Consider the following 16,485-nt stretch of genomic DNA (forward strand, 5'->3'; position numbering starts at 1 on the left):
CCTTCTCCTTGTACTGTTTTTCAGCCGTGTGCTCTCCCGACCGGCCGCGCCCGGCCGCGACCGCGGAGCGGCCCGCGTCCGGATCCGCACCCGCGACGGCCAGTGGCTCGTCGTCCACGCCTCCTGCATGGACGGGGTCCCCGGTTCGCCCGGCCCCACCGCCGTGGTCGTCCAGCCGGCCGCCGGCTCCGACATGGCGCCGGTCATCGCGGAGGCCTACGGCCTGTCCGCCCGCGAGCTGGAGATCACCCAGCTGATCGCGCGCGGGCTGACCACCGGCGGCATCGCCGCCGAGCTGGTCATCTCCCCGCACACCGTCCGCGACCACGTCAAGGCGGTGTTCGCCAAGACGCGCGTGTCGAGCCGCGGCGAGCTGGTCGCCAAGCTGTTCGCAGAGAACTACTGGCCGCGCCGGGGCCGGTGACCGGCGGCCATCGACCCCCTCCGGTTTCTTTGTCGCCCGCCTGCGGGTACCCTTTGATCGCAAGAGGCCCCTTCGCGCTTGCGGCGACCGGGGCCTTCGTCGTGGGAAGGGAAAGTGGCATGCCTGCCATCGTTCTTGTCGGTGCCCAGTGGGGAGATGAGGGCAAGGGCAAGGCGACAGACCTGCTCGGTGGGGACGTCGACTACGTCGTCCGCTACCAGGGCGGCAACAACGCGGGCCACACCGTGGTCATCGGCGACAAGAGCTACGCGCTGCACCTGCTGCCGTCCGGAGTGCTGTCGCCCGACGTCGTCCCCGTGATCGGCAACGGCGTGGTGATCGACCCCGCCGTGCTGCTGCAGGAGATCGACGGCCTGCGGGACCGCGGCATCGGCTGCGAGCGGCTGCTGATCTCGGCGAACGCGCACCTGATCATGCCGCACCACCGCGCCCTCGACAAGGTCACCGAGCGCTACCTCGGCAAGGCCCGGATCGGCACCACCGGCCGCGGCATCGGCCCCACCTACGCCGACAAGATCAACCGGATGGGCATCCGGGTCCAGGACCTGTTCGACCCGAACATCCTCACGCAGAAGCTCGACCTGGCCCTGCGCGAGAAGAACCAGGTCCTGACGAAGGTCTACAACCGCCGCCGCATCGAGACCGGGCCGATCGTCCAGGAGTACCTGGCCTACGGCGAGCGCCTCAAGCCGTTCGTCGCCGACACCACCCTCATCCTGAACAAGGCGCTGGACGACGGCAAGGTCGTCCTGCTGGAGGGCGCGCAGGGCACGCTGCTGGACATCGACCACGGGACGTACCCGTTCGTGACGTCGTCCAGCCCCACGGCCGGCGGCGCCTGCGCGGGCTCCGGAGTCGGCCCCACCAAGATCACCCGAGTGATCGGCATCCTCAAGGCCTACACGACCCGGGTCGGGTCCGGCCCGTTCCCCACCGAGCTGCTGGACGAGCAGGGCGAGTACCTGCGCACGACCGGTGGCGAGTACGGCGTGACCACCGGCCGCGACCGCCGCTGCGGCTGGTTCGACGCCGTGATCGCCCGCTACGCCACCCGCGTCAACGGCATCACCGACTACTTCCTGACGAAGCTGGACGTCCTGTCCGGCCTGGACCGGGTCCCGGTGTGCGTCGCCTACGAGATCGACGGCGTCCGGGTGGACGAGCTGCCCACGACGCAGACCGAGTTCCACCACGCCAAGCCCGTCCTGGAGTACCTGGACGGCTGGCAGGAGGACATCACCCGCGCCCAGAAGTTCGAGGACCTGCCCGCCAACGCGCAGGCGTACGTCCGGGCGCTGGAGCAGATGTCCGGCGCCCAGATCTCCGCGATCGGCGTGGGCCCCGGCCGCGACCAGACCCTCTCGCTCAGGCCCCTGGTCTGACCTCGCGTTTCCCTCCTGCTCACCCGTTCCTCACTGGGCGTTCGGTCACGGGCGGTAGCGTGCGTTCGGTGATCTCTTCCGTCGAGGTGCACGGACATCGCGGGGCGCGCGGCCTCCGTCCGGAGAACACCCTGCCCGGCTTCGCCCACGCCCTCGGCCTCGGCGTCGACGTGATCGAGCTGGACGTGGGCCTGTCCTCGGACGGCGTGGTCGTCCTCGGCCACGACCAGGTGGTCTCCCCCGCCGTCCTCGCCGACACGGGCCCCGCCTGGCCGGACGACCCCGCCTACCCCTACGTCGGCAGACCCGTCCGCGAACTGTCCCTCGCCCAGCTGCGGACGCTCGACGCGGGCCTCAGCTGCGCGGCCGCCCCGATGCCCGGCACCCGCGTCCCCACGCTCGCCGAGGCGTGCGCCCTGCTGGCCCCCACGGGCGTCGGGCTCTCCGTCGAGCTGAAGACGGACCCCTCCTGGACCGACGAGGAGGTGGAGCTCCTGACCGCCTCCGCGGCGGCCGTCCTGAAGGCCTTCGGCTGCACCGGACGCTCCCAGCTCCTGGCCTTCGACTGGCGCGTCCTGGCCGAGGCCCGCCGCCACTACCCGGACCTGGGCCGTGTCGCCCTGATGGAACGCAAGACCCTCGCCCCGGAATCCGCCTGGCTCGCAGGCCACTCCCCGGCCGACCCGGTGGCCGCCGCCTTCGCCCTGGGCGCCACCGCCGTCTCCCCCGAACACAAGATCGCCACCCCCGCCCTCATAGACCAGGCCCACTCCCTGGCCCTCCCGGTCATCGTCTGGACGGTCAACACCCCCGAGGACATGACCCGCTTCATCCGCGACGGCGCAGACGCGATAGTCACCGACTACCCAGACGTCCTGCTAGCCCTGCAAACACCAACCCCCGCCATCTGACGCACAACGCCCAGCCACCGCCGCAACCCCGCAACAACCTCAAGGGTTGCGATCGCGTCCGAAGGCAGGTTCGAGCGGAGCGAGAACCTGATCGCGCAGCGAGCCGCAAGGCGAGTCGGAGCGATGCCAGCGATCGCCCGCGTTTATCGACGATGGAGGGCCGCCAGGCCCGAAGGAGGAGATAAATGCGATGTCAGAGCCATCCGTTGCGGCGGAAGCCTCGGTAGAGGGCGAAGCAGGCGAGGGAGATGACGCTGAGGATCATGGGGTAGCCGTACTGCCAGCGGGTCTCGGGCATGTGGTCGAAGTTCATGCCGTAGACGCCGGCGATGGCGGTGGGGACCATGAAGATGGCGCCCCAGGCCGAGATCTTGCGCATGTCCTTGTTGTCGGCGACGGTGACCTGGGTCATGTGCGCCTGGAGGATGGGGTTGAGGAGTTCGTCGTAGGACTCGACCTGCTCGCGGACGCGGGTGAGGTGGTCCTCGACGTCGCGGAGGTACTCCTTGATCTCGGCGGGGACGAAGCGGCGGCCGGTCAGGTTGCGCAGGGGGCCGGCGAGCGGGCCGACGGCGCGCTTGAGCTGGATGACCTCGCGCTTGAGCCGGTAGATGCGGCGGGACTCGTCGGTGCGCTCGGGGGAGAAGACGGCCTCTTCGACCTCGTCGATGTCCTCCATGACGGCGTCGGCGACGCCGACGTAGCCGTCCACGACGCGGTCGGTGACGGCGTGCAGGACGGCTGCGGGGCCGAGGGCGAGGCGGGCGGGGTCCTTCTCCAGGTCGCGGCGGACGGGGCCGAGCGCGCCGTGGGCACCGTGCCGGACGGTGACGACGAAGTCGGGGCCGCAGAACAGCATGATCTCGCCGGTCTCGACGACTTCGGCGCCGCCGGGGCCGCTGGAGACGTAGCCGACGGTCTTCATGACGACGAAGTGGACGTCGTCGTAGCGTTCGAGCTTGGGGCGCTGGTGGGCGTGGATGGCGTCCTCGACGGCGAGGGGGTGCAGGCCGAAGACCTCGGCGAGGTCGGAGAGCTCGCCGGCGGACGGCTCGTGGAGGCCGACCCAGACGAAGCCGGCGCTGTCGCCCTCGGGGGTGAGCCGGCCGTCGCGGACGAGGCGGACGGCGTCGGGGATGGTGTCGGTGCAGACGCGGTGGCCGTCGATGTAGGCGGCCCAGTCGATGACGGCGGAATCGCGGTTCGGAGCCTGCACGCCGCTGGGGCGGCCGCGCGTCTTGAACAGTGCGCGGCCGGGGCGGACTCGTGTCATGGCCATGGAGGTGCTCCTAACCCGCCGGCCACGCACGCAGCGCGCGCTCAACCCAGGCTGGTCAGCGAAGGGAGCGCGCGAGAGCGTCGGCCGGGCGCCAGATGGAGGCGGACGGTGGAACAGTCCGGTTCGGACTGTGAGGGTTCTCCGGCGAACTGCAAGTATCACCAGGACTCATCCCGACCACCTCCTTTCGGGGCACCTCGACAGCGGGCGGTCAAGCCCGTGGCAGCCTACCAGCCGATATGTAGGACGCCGCCCGTATCGGTCAGGTTCACACGTCCCGGTGTGACGGCCGCCTCACCGGGCCGCATGCCCCTTCGCGCAGGGGTTACACGCGCCCGGCGCGGGGTGGGGGACCAGTAAGCTCGCGACGTGCGAGTACTCGTCCTTGGATCGGGTGGCCGCGAGCATGCGCTCGTCCGCGCCCTGCACCGCGACCCTGCCGTCACCGCCCTCCACTGCGCCCCGGGCAATCCGGGCACGGCAGAGATCGCGGACAATCACCAGCTCGATCCGACGAACCGCACGGCGGTGGTGGAACTGGCCGCGCGGCTCCGGGTGAGCCTGGTCGTCATCGGGCCGGAGGCGGTTCTGGTGGCCGGGGTCGGCGACGCCCTGCGCAAGGCGGGCATCCCCTGCTTCGGGCCGGACCGCGCCGCCGCGAAGATCGAGGCGTCCAAGGCGTTCGCCAAGGAGATCATGGCCGCGGCGGGGGTGCCCACCGCCGACTCGCGGGTCTGCGAGTCGAGCGGGCAGGTCGAGGAGGCGCTCGACGCCTTCGGCCCGCCGTACGTGGTGAAGGACGACGGGCTCGCGGCCGGGAAGGGCGTGGTCGTCACCGAGAGCCGCGACGAGGCGCTGCGGCACGCCGACGCCTGCGACCGCGTCGTGGTCGAGGAGTACCTGGACGGTCCCGAGGTCTCCCTTTTCGCGCTGTGCGACGGGCAGCACGCCGTCCCGCTGCTGCCCGCGCAGGACTTCAAGCGCGCCTACGACGGCGACGAGGGTCCGAACACCGGCGGGATGGGCGCGTACACGCCGCTGCCCTGGGCGCCGCCCGGACTGGTGGACGAGGTCATGGCCACCGTCGTCCAGCCCACCGTGGACGAGTTGCGCCGCCGCGAGACCCCGTACGTCGGCGTCCTGTACGCCGGGCTCGCGCTGACGTCCCAGGGCGTGCGGGTGGTGGAGTTCAACGCGCGCTTCGGCGACCCCGAGACCCAGGTCGTGCTGGACCGGCTGGCGACCCCCGTCGCCACGCTGCTCCAGGCCTGCGCGATCGGGGGCCTCGACCCGAGCCTGCGCCTCGAATGGCTGCCGGGCTCGGCCGTGACGGTGGTCGTGGCCGCCGAGGGCTACCCGGCCGCCCCGGCGAAGGGCGACGAGATCACCGGCTTGGAGGAGGCCGCCGCGGTCGAGGGCGCCTACGTCCTGCACGCGGGCACCGCGCTCGGCGGCGAGGGGCGGCCGGTCGCGAGCGGCGGGCGCGTCCTCAACGTCGTCGGCACCGGGCCCGACCTCGCCGCCGCCCGGGCCGCCGCCTACGAGGCCGTGTCCAGGATCGGCCTGCGCGGGTCCCACCACCGGACGGACATCGCGCTGAAGGCCGTCTCCCTGCCATGATTACCTGATTACACAGATACAAGGCAGGTCAGGCATGGCATCACCTTCGCCCGCGGGCGAGGAGGTCTACCGCGTCACGACGCTGGAGCTCTTCTTCGACCTGGTGTTCGTCTTCGCGGTGACCCAGCTCAGCCACGTCCTGGTCAAGGAACTGAACGCGCTGGGCCTGGCCCAGGTCGTGCTGATGTTCGGCGTCCTGTGGTGGATGTACGGCGGCTACGCCTGGCTGACCAACACCCTCACCCCCACGACGGCGGGACGGCGCCTGCTGCTCCTGGTCGGGATGGGCGGGTTCTTCATGGTCGCCCTAGCCACCCCGACGGCGTTCAAGGGCGGCGGCGTGCTGTGGGGCCTCGGGTACCTGGTGCTGGTGCTCGCCCATGTGACGCTGTACGCGCAGGACAACCCGAACATCCTGCGCGTCCTCCCGGCCAACCTCCTCGCGGCGGCGCTCATCATCGTCGCCGGGATCCTCGACCACGGGCCGGCCGTGTACGTGCTGTGGACGCTCGCGCTCGTCGTACCGATCGTCCAGCCGTACATCGTGCCGGCGGGCGGGCTGTTCACCATCCGGGCCGCGCACATCGTCGAGCGGCACGGGCTGCTCGTCATGATCACCATCGGCGAGTCGGTGATCGCGGTCGGGGCGGGCGCCGAGCACGCCCACCTGGACCCGGGCCTGGTCGTCGCCGTGCTGCTCGGGCTGGCGCTCGCGGCGGCCGTCTGGTGGAGCTACTTCGCCAGGGACGACGAGCGCGCCGAGGAGTCGCTGGCCGCCGCCGACGACGTGCGCCGCACGCAGATGACGATGTTCGGCTACTTCTACGCCCACATCCCGCTGGTCATCGGGATCATCGTCGCGGCGGCCGGCATGGGGACGGCCGTCGGGCACGCCTGGGACGGCCTGCACACCGGCCCCGCGCTCGCGCTCGCCGGCGGCGTCGCGCTCTACCTGGCGGGCGACGCGGCGTTCCGCCGGGCCGTGCGCATCGGACCGTCCCGCATCCGGCTCGGCGCCGCCGCGGCCGCGCTCGCCGTCACTCCGCTGGGCCTCTGGGTGGCCGCCGCCGAGATCACCGCCCTCGTCCTGGTGGTCGCCGCCGCGCTGGCGCTGGAGCACGCGGCGACCCGGCCGGACGCGGCGGTTCCCGGCCTGGGACAATCGTCGGGTGATTGAGCGCTACACCCTTCCGGAGATGGGACGCGTCTGGAGCGACGCGCACAAGTACGAGCTGTGGTGCCAGGTGGAGGTCCTCGTCGTCGAGGCCCACGCCGAGGCCGGCACGATCCCGCCGGAGGTGGTGGAGCCGGTGCGCAAGGCGCCGCCGCCGACGCCGGAGGCCGTGCACGCCATCGAGGCCGTGACGCAGCACGACGTCATCGCCTTCCTGTCGGCGTGGGCGGACAACACCGAGCCGCGGGAGGCCGCGCGGTTCGTCCACTTCGGCATGACGTCGTCCGACCTGCTCGACACGGCGCTCGCGCTGCAGCTGGTCGAGGCCACCGACATCCTGCTGGAGAAGGCGGACGCGCTCGTCGCGACGCTGCGCGACCACGCGCTGGCGCACCGGGCGACGCTGCGGGTCGGGCGCACGCACGGCATCCACGGCGAGCCGGACGTATGGGGCCACCGCGTCGCCGACTTCGCGTTCGCCATGGCCCGGTCCCGCGACCGGCTGCGGCGCGCCCGCGAGGCCGTGGGCGTGATGGCGATCTCCGGCGCGGTCGGGACGTACTCCAACATCGACCCGGCGATCGAGCTGCACGTCGCGCGCAAGCTCGGCCTGAAGGCCGCGGACGTGTCGACCCAGGTCGTCCTGCGCGACGGGATCAGCGAGTGGGTCTCGTCCCTGGCGATCATGGCGACGGTGTGCGAGGCCATCGCGCTGGAGGTGCGGCACGGGCAGCGCACCGAGGTCCGGGAGCTGTGGGAGCCGTTCGGCAAGGGCCAGAAGGGCTCGTCGGCGATGCCCCACAAGAAGAACCCGATCATCTCCGAGCGGCTGGCGGGGATGGCGCGGATCGTGCGGGCCCAGATCGTCCCGGTGCTGGAGGGCATCCCGCTGTGGCACGAGCGCGACATCTCGCACTCCTCCACCGAGCGGATCGCGCTGCCGGACGCCTCCATCGCGCTCGACTACATGCTGAACCTGACGAACCGCCTCATGTCCGGGCTCGTGGTGGACGAGGCGCGGATGCGGGAGAACCTGGACTCGACCGGCGGCCTCATCTACACCTCGACCGTCCTGCTGGAGCTGGTCGAGGCGGGCATGTCGCGCGACGACGAGGCCTACCCGCTCGTCCAGAAGGCCGCCATGGCGACCTGGGAGACCGGCACGCCGTTCCGCGAGACGCTGCGCGCGCACGCCGCGGAGGCGGGCCTCACGCTGGACGAGAAGCGCCTGGACGAGGTGTGCCGCCCGGAGCGCTTCGTGGCGCGCCTCGGCCCGATGTTCGACCGCCTGACCGCTCTCAGTTAGGAGGGGCCGTGCAGGGGACCCTGACCGAGCTGAACGTCTACCCGCTCAAGGGCGGCGGCGGGACGGCGCTGCGCAGTGCGGAGCTGACCCCGCGCGGCCTGCCGTTCGACCGCGAGTTCATGCTGGTCACCCCCGAGGGCCGCTTCCTGTCCCAGCGCGACCACGCCCGGATGGCGCTCATGCGCCCGTCCTACGACGGGACGGTCCTGACGGTGGACGCCCCCGGCGCCTCGCGACTCGTCCACAAGGCCGCGGACGAGGGCGAGGTGCGGGAGGTGTCCGTCCAGCGGTCGCAGTGCCGGGGCGTCGACCAGGGCGACGAGGCCGCGGCCTGGTTCGGCGACCTGCTCGGCGCCGGCTGCCGCCTCGTGCGCTTCACCGGCCTGCGTCCGACGGCCCGCGGCGGCGGCGAGGTCATGTTCGCCGACGGCTACCCGCTCCTGGTCATCTCGGCCGAGTCCCTCGCCGACCTCAACGCGCGGCTGGACGAGCCCCTCCCGATGAACCGGTTCCGCCCGTCTCTCGTCGTCGAGGGCCTCGGCCCCTACGGCGAGGACGAGGTGCGCCTGCTGCGCGTCGGCGAGGCCGTCATCGAGATGGTCAAGCCGTGCACCCGCTGCGTCGTCACCACCACCGACCAGCGGACCGCGGAGCGCGGCCGTGAGCCGCTGCGGACGCTCGCCTCCTACCGCACCCGGGACCGCGGAATCCAGTTCGGCCAGAACTGCGTCCCGCGCGTCCTCGGCACGCTCAGGGTGGGCGACCCGGTGGAGGTCGTGGCCCCCCGCACCGAATGATGATCTTCAAAACCCCGGCGGCGGGGGCCCGCCGCCCCTAGGCTCGCCGGGGGAATTTCCTCAGGGAACGCGAACCTTTGGCGTGTTCCGGAAGTCTCAACGAGCAGACTGACGCCCGCGGGGCCCGGGCCGGACGCCACACCTCCGGCCCGATGGTTTACTGGGGTCGCGTCGGCAGCGGGGGGACACCGTCAGGCACGCTCGGCCCTCGTGCTCCCAACTGGATCGCACACGCAACCGCACCCGAGAGGAAGTTAGGCGGCATGAGCATGGGCCACGAGGTTCGCTACCGCATGCGCGGCGGCCGGCAGCTGCACGGCACGGTCTTCATCCAGGGCGCGAAGAACGCCGTCCTCCCGATGATCGGCGCCTCGCTGATGGCCTCCCGGGGACGCACCGTGCTGCGCAACGTCCCGATCATCGAGGACGTGCGGCGGGCGGTGGAGCTGGCGCGGGCCATCGGCGCCAAGGCCGAGCTGCACGAGACCGAGCGCACGCTGGTGATCGACGCCTCGACGCTGAGCAGCCCCGTGCTGCCCGCCGAGATCGCGTCCCGGTTCCGCGGCTCGTTCCTGTTCGTCCCCGCCCTGCTGCACCGTCTCGGCGAGGCGGTCATCGAGGGCGTCGGCGGCTGCAACCTCGGCAGCCGCAACCTGGACTTCCACTACAACGGCTTCAAGCGGATGGGCGCCACGGTCACCGAGCACGTGGCCGACAACGGCGACGGCATCATCCACATCAAGGCCGGCGACCTGCGCGGCGGCACGCTCTACTGCGACACCCCCTCGCACACCGGCACCGAGAACCTGATCATGGCGGCGGCGCTGGCGCACGGCACCACGCTGATCAAGAACGCGGCGCTGGAGCCGGAGGTGCTGGACAACATCGCCATCCTCCAGGCGATGGGCGCCCGGATCAGCGGCGGCGGCACCGGCTTCATCACGGTCGAGGGCGTGGACGAGCTGACCGCCGTCGAGCACACCGTGATGCCCGACCGGATCGACGCCGGCGTGTTCGTCATGGCCGCCGCGATCACCGGCGGCGACCTCAGCCTCGTCGGCGCCTCGCTGGAGCACCTCGGCGTCGCCGCCGACAAGCTGGAGCAGATGGGCGTGGAGTTCCACCAGCAGGGCGCCGTCCTGCAGGTGCGCCGCGACCGGACGCTCCGCCCGATCAACGTCATCACCGACGAGTACCCGGGCTTCGCCACCGACCTGCAGTCGCCGATCATGGCGGTGTCCTGCCTGGCCGAGGGCCCCTCCTACATCTACGAGCGGATCTTCGACGGCCGGTTCAAGCTGGCCGGCGAGCTGGCGAAGATGGGCGCCGACATCGAGGTGGACGGCAACCGCGCGAAGGTCAACGGCCCGCGCGGCCTGCGCGGCGCCGAGGTCGAGGCGCACGACCTGCGCTGCGGCAGCGCCCTGGTGCTGGCCGGCCTCGCCGCCGAGGGCGAGACCACCATCACCTCCGCCTACTACCTCGACCGCGGGCACGCGCACACGGCCGAGCGGCTCTCCCAGCTCGGCGCCGAGATCGTCCGCGAAGTCGGCTAGCGCCGGGCGCCCTCGCGGCGCGGCGCCATCCGAACCGCGGCGCGGCGCCATCCGAACCGCGCCGCCGCGCCGTCCGAAGCTCAGCGCCGCGCGTCCGGTCGCCGTTGGTCGATCGGCCGAATGTGGCCTCGGGCCTGACCAACTCCTGGTTGATCCCTGACGAGCCGAGTAACGGTCCCCGGCAAATCCGTTGAGCCGTGCGTTACCGCGTGGTTACGCACGGCTCGGACGGAGCTTCCTTACCGGTCGAACGCCGACTCTCTGACCTGCGAAGTCATGCGTGGAACGGTCCGATTCGACCGGACCGTAACGCGGTAAAAATTCACCGACCGCCCCCGATCACGCGCTCTGGACGGATCACTCGTCTTTCCGGAGCAGGCGAGATCGGGTCGCCTGATTTCGGCCGCCGCGTAAACCAAACGGACGCCGCAGGGGTCCCTCCAGTACGTAGGAGCGTCAGGAAGGGGCCCCCGCCATGGTTTCGGGTCTTGTTTTTCAACTTCGGACATCCGAAGATGCAGGATCAAGGCTGGCCGATTGGTGACAAATTACTGACCAGGGGGTCGCGTAGGTTACTTTTTCGCCGCACTCTTGATTCGATTTCGCGTCTGGGTGTCACATCACGTCGCCCTGACCCGATCTGCCAGCTAGAAGGAGATCCTCTCCGCTTCGCCGAGGCGGGTGGGAGCTCGGGCAAGACGGCCCTCCTCCACTTTCCGGAGGCGGGTTCGCGGGAAGTCGAATCGCACGGGAAGTGCGGGTGCTGGGTCAGAAGGCAGGGGCGTCAAGCCATGAGTCAACCGTTGGGCGGAACGTGCGCGATCAGATGGCCGGGGCGGTGCCCCCGCCGAGAGGCCGGATGGGAAGCGAGCGATCATCGATGACGGCGGCGCGAACGGGGTCCGTCACCCCCGACCTCACGATCGGGGTCGTGGGCCCCCACGACCTCGTCGAACGGGTCATGCTCATGGGCCACGGCCCCACACCCGTACCGAGCAGGCTGGTGGCCGCCGCGTACCGCGACGAGCAGGAGGCGGCCGACAAGGTCGTGCGCCTCGGCTCGGGCGTGGACGTGTGCCTGTTCGCCAGTCCCGTCCCGTACGACTTCGCGCGCAAGGCCGGCGTCCTGACGATGCCCGCCACGTACGTGCCGTTGAACGGCGCCGCCCTGCAGGGCGCGCTGCTGCGGGCGTCCCTCGACGAGCGCTTCGACCCGTCCCGGGTCAGCATCGACGTGCTCGGCCGCGCCGAGGTCGAGGAGGCCTACTCCGAGATCAGCCTCGGCACCGAGCAGGTGCACCTGCGCGAGGAGGCCGCGGGCCCCGGCACGCTCGCCGCGTTCCACGAGCGGCTCTGGCGGCGCGGCGCCACCACCGTCGCGATGACCTGCGTGCACGCGACCGCCGAGCGCATGGAGATGGCGGGCGTCCCGACCATCCGCGTCCGGCCGACCGGCGCCGCGATCCGCAGCTCCCTGCAGACCGCCGCGCTCCTCGGCGCCCACCACCGCCTGGAGGAGTCGCAGCTCGTCGTCGTGCTGGTGGACGTCCCGACCCTCCGCGAGACCCCGCGCCGCGTCACCCCGCGCTACTGGCGCGACGAGCTGAAGCTGGCCCTGCACCGCGTGCTCCTCCAGGAGGCGCACCGGATGAACGCCTCCGTGTGGCCCGTCGACGACCACAGCTACCTCGTCATCGCCACGCGCGGCTCGGTCACCGCGTCCACCGAGGGCTTCCGGACGCCGCCGTTCGTCGAGCGCGTCCGCGAGGAGCTCGGCCTGGCCATCGAGGTCGGCATCGGCATGGGCCGCACGGCCCACGAGGCGGAGAACCACGCCCGCGCCGCGTTGGCGCGCTCCCAGAGCTCCCAGCGGGCGCAGGGCTTCGCGCTGGACCGCGACGGCCGCGCGCTCGTCCCGGCGCCGCGCACGCCGCCGCGCACCCAGCCGCAGGCCAAGCCGAAGGGCCTGGAGATCCTGGCCCGGCTCGCCGACAAGCTCGGCGACCAGGAGCAGCCCCTCATCGTCGACGCGGAGAACGCCGGCAAGATGCTCGGCGTCACGCCCCGCACGGCCCGCCGCCTCCTGCGCACGCTGGTCGAGGAGGGCCTCGCCTGGCCGCTCCCCCCGAACCGCACCCCCCAGCCGGGCCGCCCCCGCCAGCTCTACCGCCTGATCGTGGAGAAACTCGGCCCGGCCAAGGCCGGCTGACCGCGACGCGAGCGTGTACCGGCACGTCCGGCCGTATCGCGGTCCCCTCCGCTCGTCACCGCCGCGGTACGAGAACGCCGCCGGTGTCGATGCGCCGGGCGGCGACGGAGGCGACCAGACGTCCGATGACCGGGAGTTCGAGCGGGAGGAGCGAGTAGGCGGGGTGCACGACGCGCCGCCTGCCGCTCTTCAGTGCCCGGACCGTCGCCCGGGCGACCGACTCCGGCGGGACCGGCGGCGGTGTCCTGGTCGGCGCGCGCCAGGGGAGCCGGTCGACGTCCCGCAGGGGCGTGTCGGTGGAGCCCGGCACGACCTCCAGCACGCGGATCGGGGTATGGCGCAGTTCGTGCCGGAGTGAGCCGGTGGCCTGCGCGAGGGCCGCCTTCGCGGCGCCGTAGTAGCCGAGCAGCGGCAGCGGGACGGCCTGCACGGTCGACGTGACGTTGACGATCGTGCCGCTCCCGGCCGCGCGCATCCCGGGCAGGACGGCGGCGGCCAGCGCCAGCGGGGACCAGAAGTTCGTCTCGAAGCTCGCGCGGGCGCTCTCGCCGTCCCCGAGGTCGGCCAGGGCCTCGACCAGGCTCACTCCCGCGTTGCTGACGAGGACGTCGATGCCGCCGAGAGCGTCCCGCGCACGGGCCGCCAGGTCCGCGGCGGCACCGGGCACCGACAGGTCGCAGGCCAGCACCGTCGGCACCGGGTGCCCCCGCTCGCCGATCTCCGCCGCCAGCGCCCGCAGCTCTCCCTCCCGTCGCGCGGCCACGGCGAGCCGGGCGCCCTCGGCGGCGAGCGCGAGGGCGAGGGCGCGGCCGATGCCGCTGGACGCGCCGGTGAACAGGATCCGTGCCGCGGAGATCATCGCACTGGTCGAGCTGGCGGTGGCCGCGCTCGCCACCGCGCTCCAGACGGCCGAGAGCCTCGCCCCGGACACGGCATCGACGTCGAGACGGCCGCGGCCGCGGCCCGGAGCCCCGGCCCCCGGCCAGGCTGACGCCGGAGCGAGGACGTGCTCCCGGCCCCGACGAACCGGGCCGGGCGCGCCGCCGACGGTCAGTTGCGGTGGGGGAAGGAGCTCGCCACGGTGAGGAAGGCGTCGTTCTCCTCGGGGGAGCCGATGGAGACGCGGGCGCCCTCGCCGTCGAAGGGCCGGACGCTCACGCCGTGGGCGTCGCAGGCGGCGGAGAACTCCATCGTGCGGTCGCCGAGGCGCAGCCACACGAAGTTCGCCTCGGTGGGCGGGACCGTCCAGCCGTCGGCGAGGAGGGCGGCGCGGACGCGGTCGCGCTCCTTCACCGTGCCCTCGACGCGCTCCATCAGCTCGTCGGTGGCGTCCAGGGACGCGATGCCGGCGGCCTGCGCGACGGAGTTCACGCTGAACGGCAGGAACGTCTTGCGGATGGAGCCGGCGACGAGCGGGTGCGCGACGAGGTAGCCGATGCGCAGGCCCGCCAGGCCGTAGGCCTTGGAGAACGTGCGCAGGATCGCCAGGTTGGGACGGTCGCCGTAGAGGGTGAGGCCGTCCGGGACGTCGTCGTCGCGGACGTACTCGCGGTACGCCTCGTCCAGGACCACCAGGCAGTCGGCGGGAACGCGGTCGAGGAGCTCCTCGATCTGCGCGCGGCCCACGGCGGTGCCGGTGGGATTGTTCGGGTTGCAGACGAAGACCAGCCGCGTCTTCTCGGTGATGGCGTCCGCCATCGCGCGCAGGTCGTGGGTCTCGTCCCGCAGGGGCACCTGGACGCTCGTCGCGCCCGACAGCGACACCAGCAGCGGGTATGCCTCGAACGACCGCCACGCGTACACGACCTCGGTGCCCGGCTCGGCGACCGCCTCCAGCAGCATCTGGGTCATCCCGACGGAGCCGCAGCCCACCGCGACGTGGTCGGCGGGGACGCCGCAGAACGACGCGATCGCCTCGGTCAGCGCGGTCGCGTTGTTGTCCGGGTAGCGGTTGATGTTGCGCGCCGCCTCACCGATCGCCTCGACGACCGAGGGCAGCGGCCCGTGCGGCGACTCGTTGGACGACAGCTTGAACGAGCGCCCCTCGGGCGACACCACGACCTTGCCGGGCTTGTAAGCCACGAAGCGGTCGAGAACGGAGCGGAAGCGGGGTGTGGGTGCCTCGGACACCGTTGTCCTCCAGATTGCACAGGGGTGATGGGCCCAGCCTACGCAGCGTTCCTCATCATCCAGCAAACGGCCACGATCCGGACGAACTCCCAGTCCTGGGTGTCCTGCGGCCACCAGCCCCGGTTGAAGGCGTCCTCCGCGAAGCCGTGCAGGTAGCCCATCAGCTCGTCGGCGCCGGGCGGTTCGCCGGGCGCGCCGAGCTCGTCGCGGAGGCTGGCCACGTGCTGGTCGACGGCCGCCGCGAGGCCCGGGGAACCGGCCATCTCCGCGACGCCCGCCTCACCGATGTCCCGGACGAGCAGGCCGAGCACTTCGGGCGAGTCACCGTTCATAGGGGGTGAAACTAGCAACGGTCCGGCGCTGCTCGGAACATCACCCCAGGTAAAAGCTCATCCGCGCGGCCTCAGCATGGGCGGCCGCAACTGCTCGGCATCGCCCCGGCGGTAGAGGCGCGCGGGGCGCCCTCCGTCGCGGGTCGTGGTCTGGTCGGTCGGGATGAGGAACCGGTCGGCGCCGGTCACCTTCCGGTGGAAGTTCCGCGGGTCGAGGGTGGTGCCCCAGACGATCTCGTAGACGCGCCGCAGCTCCGCGACCGTGAACTCGGGCGGGCAGAACGCCGCCGCCAGCGAGGTGTACTCCAGCTTCGCCCGCGCCCGCTCCATCCCGTCGCCCAGGATCCGCCGGTGGTCGAACGCGGCCCGGTCGTGGTGGAGGAGGTCGTCGACGGCGGTCCACAGCACCTGGGCGCGGCTGGAGGCGGGCAGGTCCGGCGCCAGCCCCAGGTAGGCGACGCTCACCACCCGCTGCCGGGGGTCGCGGTCCGGGTACCCGTAGGTGGCGAGCTGCTCCAGGTGGATCCGCACGTCCGCGAGCCCCGCGCGCTCGGCCATCAGCCGGGCCGCGGCCACCGGCAGGTCCTCGTCGAGCTGGATGAACCCGCCCGGCAGCGACCACGCCCCCTCGTACGGCGGCCGGTCGCGCCGCCACCGCAGGGCGCACAGGCGCTGCTCCCGGACGGTGAGCACGACGAGGTCGACGGAGACGGCGAGCCGGGGCACGGGCATGCAACGAACTTAGCGGGACCGGCCCCCCGCTGACGCCAGGAAGGCCCGGCGGGGCCGGGCCTTCCGCGCATCGGCGCCTAGTCTTCCTTGGGGATCTCGACGGGGACGGTCGCGGCCGGGGTCCCGTTGTGGCCGTTGACTCCCGCCGGGGCGCTCTGGGAGTTCAGCCCGGCGAGCAGCTGGCGGGCGACGCCGAGGCCGGTGCCGCCGAGCGTGAGGGCCTTGGCGAGCATGTCCTCGACGCCCTGGGCGCCGTTCAGCACGACCATGTTGTCGACGTTGCCGAACACGCCCGCGCCCGCCTCGACGATCTGCGGCCACTGCTCGGCGAGCTGCTGGGCGATGACGGCGTCGGTGTTCTCCGCCAGCGCCTCCGCGCGGGCCTTGATCGCCTCGGCCTCGGCCAGGCCCCGGCGGCGGGTCGCGTCCGCCTCGGCCTCACCGATCAGCCGGATGGCCTCGGACTCGCGCTGCGCCTTGAGCTGGACCTCGGTACGACCCCCTGACCGCCGCGCCGACCCCCATCACCCCGGAGCAGCGCGCGGAGGCCGGGGTCGACTTCGTCCCCGAGGACGAGCCCGCCGACAACTGACCCGCACGCGAAAGGGCGGC

Annotated in this window: 14 protein-coding genes and 1 pseudogene; 9 read left to right on the forward strand and 6 right to left on the reverse strand. The window is 72.2% G+C overall.

The genetic code is table 11. From position 1 onward, the window contains the following. Window positions 1–28: 28 nt before the first annotated feature. From AB0C69_RS20450 to AB0C69_RS20460, 3 genes are all read left to right on the forward strand, one after another. The gene (locus tag AB0C69_RS20450) at window positions 29–424 is read left to right on the forward strand and encodes a helix-turn-helix transcriptional regulator (RefSeq protein ID WP_360355666.1); all 396 of its coding nucleotides are present in this window, start codon (window positions 29–31) and stop codon (window positions 422–424) included. A 119-nt stretch (window positions 425–543) separates the two neighbouring features. Beyond that, window positions 544–1,827 carry an adenylosuccinate synthase gene (locus AB0C69_RS20455; protein ID WP_360355669.1) on the forward strand — a complete coding sequence of 428 codons (1,284 nt, stop codon included), beginning with the start codon at window positions 544–546 and terminating at the stop codon, window positions 1,825–1,827. Window positions 1,828–1,895: 68 nt separating this feature from the next. Continuing rightward, window positions 1,896–2,738, forward strand: coding sequence for a glycerophosphodiester phosphodiesterase family protein (locus AB0C69_RS20460; RefSeq protein WP_360355671.1), 843 nt, complete (start codon window positions 1,896–1,898; stop codon window positions 2,736–2,738). A gap of 193 nt (window positions 2,739–2,931) precedes the next feature. Here the strand turns inward: AB0C69_RS20460 and AB0C69_RS20465 are convergent, their stop codons facing one another. Beyond that, on the reverse strand, window positions 2,932–4,017 hold the full coding sequence (locus AB0C69_RS20465; RefSeq protein ID WP_360355674.1) for a magnesium and cobalt transport protein CorA: 1,086 nt from the start codon (window positions 4,015–4,017) through the stop codon (window positions 2,932–2,934). Between the two features lie 369 nt (window positions 4,018–4,386). On the opposite strand from AB0C69_RS20465, the gene purD reads away from it, so the two are divergent. The 6 genes from purD to AB0C69_RS20495 all read left to right on the forward strand — a co-directional run bounded on the left by purD (window position 4,387) and on the right by AB0C69_RS20495 (window position 12,679). Then, window positions 4,387–5,637, forward strand: coding sequence for a phosphoribosylamine--glycine ligase (gene purD, locus AB0C69_RS20470; protein ID WP_360355677.1), 1,251 nt, complete (start codon window positions 4,387–4,389; stop codon window positions 5,635–5,637). 34 nt (window positions 5,638–5,671) lie between these two features. Then, a complete protein-coding gene (locus tag AB0C69_RS20475) occupies window positions 5,672–6,814 on the forward strand; it encodes a low temperature requirement protein A (protein ID WP_360355679.1) in 1,143 nt (380 codons plus the stop codon). Beyond that, window positions 6,807–8,117, forward strand: a complete 1,311-nt coding sequence (gene purB / locus AB0C69_RS20480; protein ID WP_353831917.1) for an adenylosuccinate lyase — start codon at window positions 6,807–6,809, stop codon at window positions 8,115–8,117. Before AB0C69_RS20475 ends, purB begins: the two co-directional genes overlap by 8 nt. Window positions 8,118–8,125: 8 nt before the next feature. Next, window positions 8,126–8,914, forward strand: a complete 789-nt coding sequence (locus tag AB0C69_RS20485) for an MOSC N-terminal beta barrel domain-containing protein (protein WP_345171395.1) — start codon at window positions 8,126–8,128, stop codon at window positions 8,912–8,914. 269 nt (window positions 8,915–9,183) lie between these two features. Next, complete coding sequence (gene murA / locus AB0C69_RS20490) at window positions 9,184–10,470, forward strand: UDP-N-acetylglucosamine 1-carboxyvinyltransferase (RefSeq protein WP_179838279.1); 1,287 nt, start codon at window positions 9,184–9,186, stop codon at window positions 10,468–10,470. 880 nt (window positions 10,471–11,350) lie between these two features. Beyond that, the gene (locus AB0C69_RS20495) at window positions 11,351–12,679 is read left to right on the forward strand and encodes a transcriptional regulator (protein ID WP_345171397.1); all 1,329 of its coding nucleotides are present in this window, start codon (window positions 11,351–11,353) and stop codon (window positions 12,677–12,679) included. 55 nt (window positions 12,680–12,734) lie between these two features. Here AB0C69_RS20495 and AB0C69_RS20500 read toward each other — a convergent pair whose 3' ends face one another. From AB0C69_RS20500 to AB0C69_RS20520, 5 genes and pseudogenes are all read right to left on the reverse strand, one after another. Further along, on the reverse strand, window positions 12,735–13,610 hold the full coding sequence (locus AB0C69_RS20500; RefSeq protein WP_360355683.1) for an SDR family NAD(P)-dependent oxidoreductase: 876 nt from the start codon (window positions 13,608–13,610) through the stop codon (window positions 12,735–12,737). 119 nt (window positions 13,611–13,729) lie between these two features. Next, window positions 13,730–14,809 (reverse strand): histidinol-phosphate transaminase, encoded by a 1,080-nt coding sequence (gene hisC, locus AB0C69_RS20505; protein WP_360355685.1) that lies wholly within the window; start codon window positions 14,807–14,809, stop codon window positions 13,730–13,732. A 38-nt stretch (window positions 14,810–14,847) separates the two neighbouring features. Then, the gene (locus AB0C69_RS20510; protein ID WP_345171405.1) at window positions 14,848–15,141 is read right to left on the reverse strand and encodes a DUF6401 family natural product biosynthesis protein; all 294 of its coding nucleotides are present in this window, start codon (window positions 15,139–15,141) and stop codon (window positions 14,848–14,850) included. A gap of 57 nt (window positions 15,142–15,198) precedes the next feature. Next, window positions 15,199–15,873 (reverse strand): NUDIX domain-containing protein, encoded by a 675-nt coding sequence (locus tag AB0C69_RS20515; protein WP_179831702.1) that lies wholly within the window; start codon window positions 15,871–15,873, stop codon window positions 15,199–15,201. A 77-nt stretch (window positions 15,874–15,950) separates the two neighbouring features. Continuing rightward, window positions 15,951–16,337 (reverse strand): annotated as a pseudogene (locus tag AB0C69_RS20520) (flotillin domain-containing protein); the annotation flags it as partial. Window positions 16,338–16,485 lie beyond the last annotated feature (148 nt).

Source organism: Actinomadura sp. NPDC048032, assembly GCF_040653175.1.
In the GTDB taxonomy this organism is placed as follows: Bacteria; Actinomycetota; Actinomycetes; order Streptosporangiales; family Streptosporangiaceae; genus Spirillospora; species Spirillospora verrucosospora.

Bases quoted from the DNA above. Each gene is read 5' to 3' on its own strand.
- AB0C69_RS20465 (WP_360355674.1), bottom strand. From the start codon at position 4,017: ATGGCCATGACACGAGTCCGCCCCGGCCGCGCACTGTTCAAGACGCGC.
- murA (WP_179838279.1), top strand. From the start codon at position 9,184: ATGGGCCACGAGGTTCGCTACCGCATGCGCGGCGGCCGGCAGCTGCAC.
- AB0C69_RS20475 (WP_360355679.1), top strand. From the start codon at position 5,672: ATGGCATCACCTTCGCCCGCGGGCGAGGAGGTCTACCGCGTCACGACG.
- AB0C69_RS20495 (WP_345171397.1), top strand. From the start codon at position 11,351: ATGACGGCGGCGCGAACGGGGTCCGTCACCCCCGACCTCACGATCGGG.
- AB0C69_RS20455 (WP_360355669.1), top strand. From the start codon at position 544: ATGCCTGCCATCGTTCTTGTCGGTGCCCAGTGGGGAGATGAGGGCAAG.
- AB0C69_RS20510 (WP_345171405.1), bottom strand. From the start codon at position 15,141: ATGAACGGTGACTCGCCCGAAGTGCTCGGCCTGCTCGTCCGGGACATC.
- AB0C69_RS20515 (WP_179831702.1), bottom strand. From the start codon at position 15,873: ATGCCCGTGCCCCGGCTCGCCGTCTCCGTCGACCTCGTCGTGCTCACC.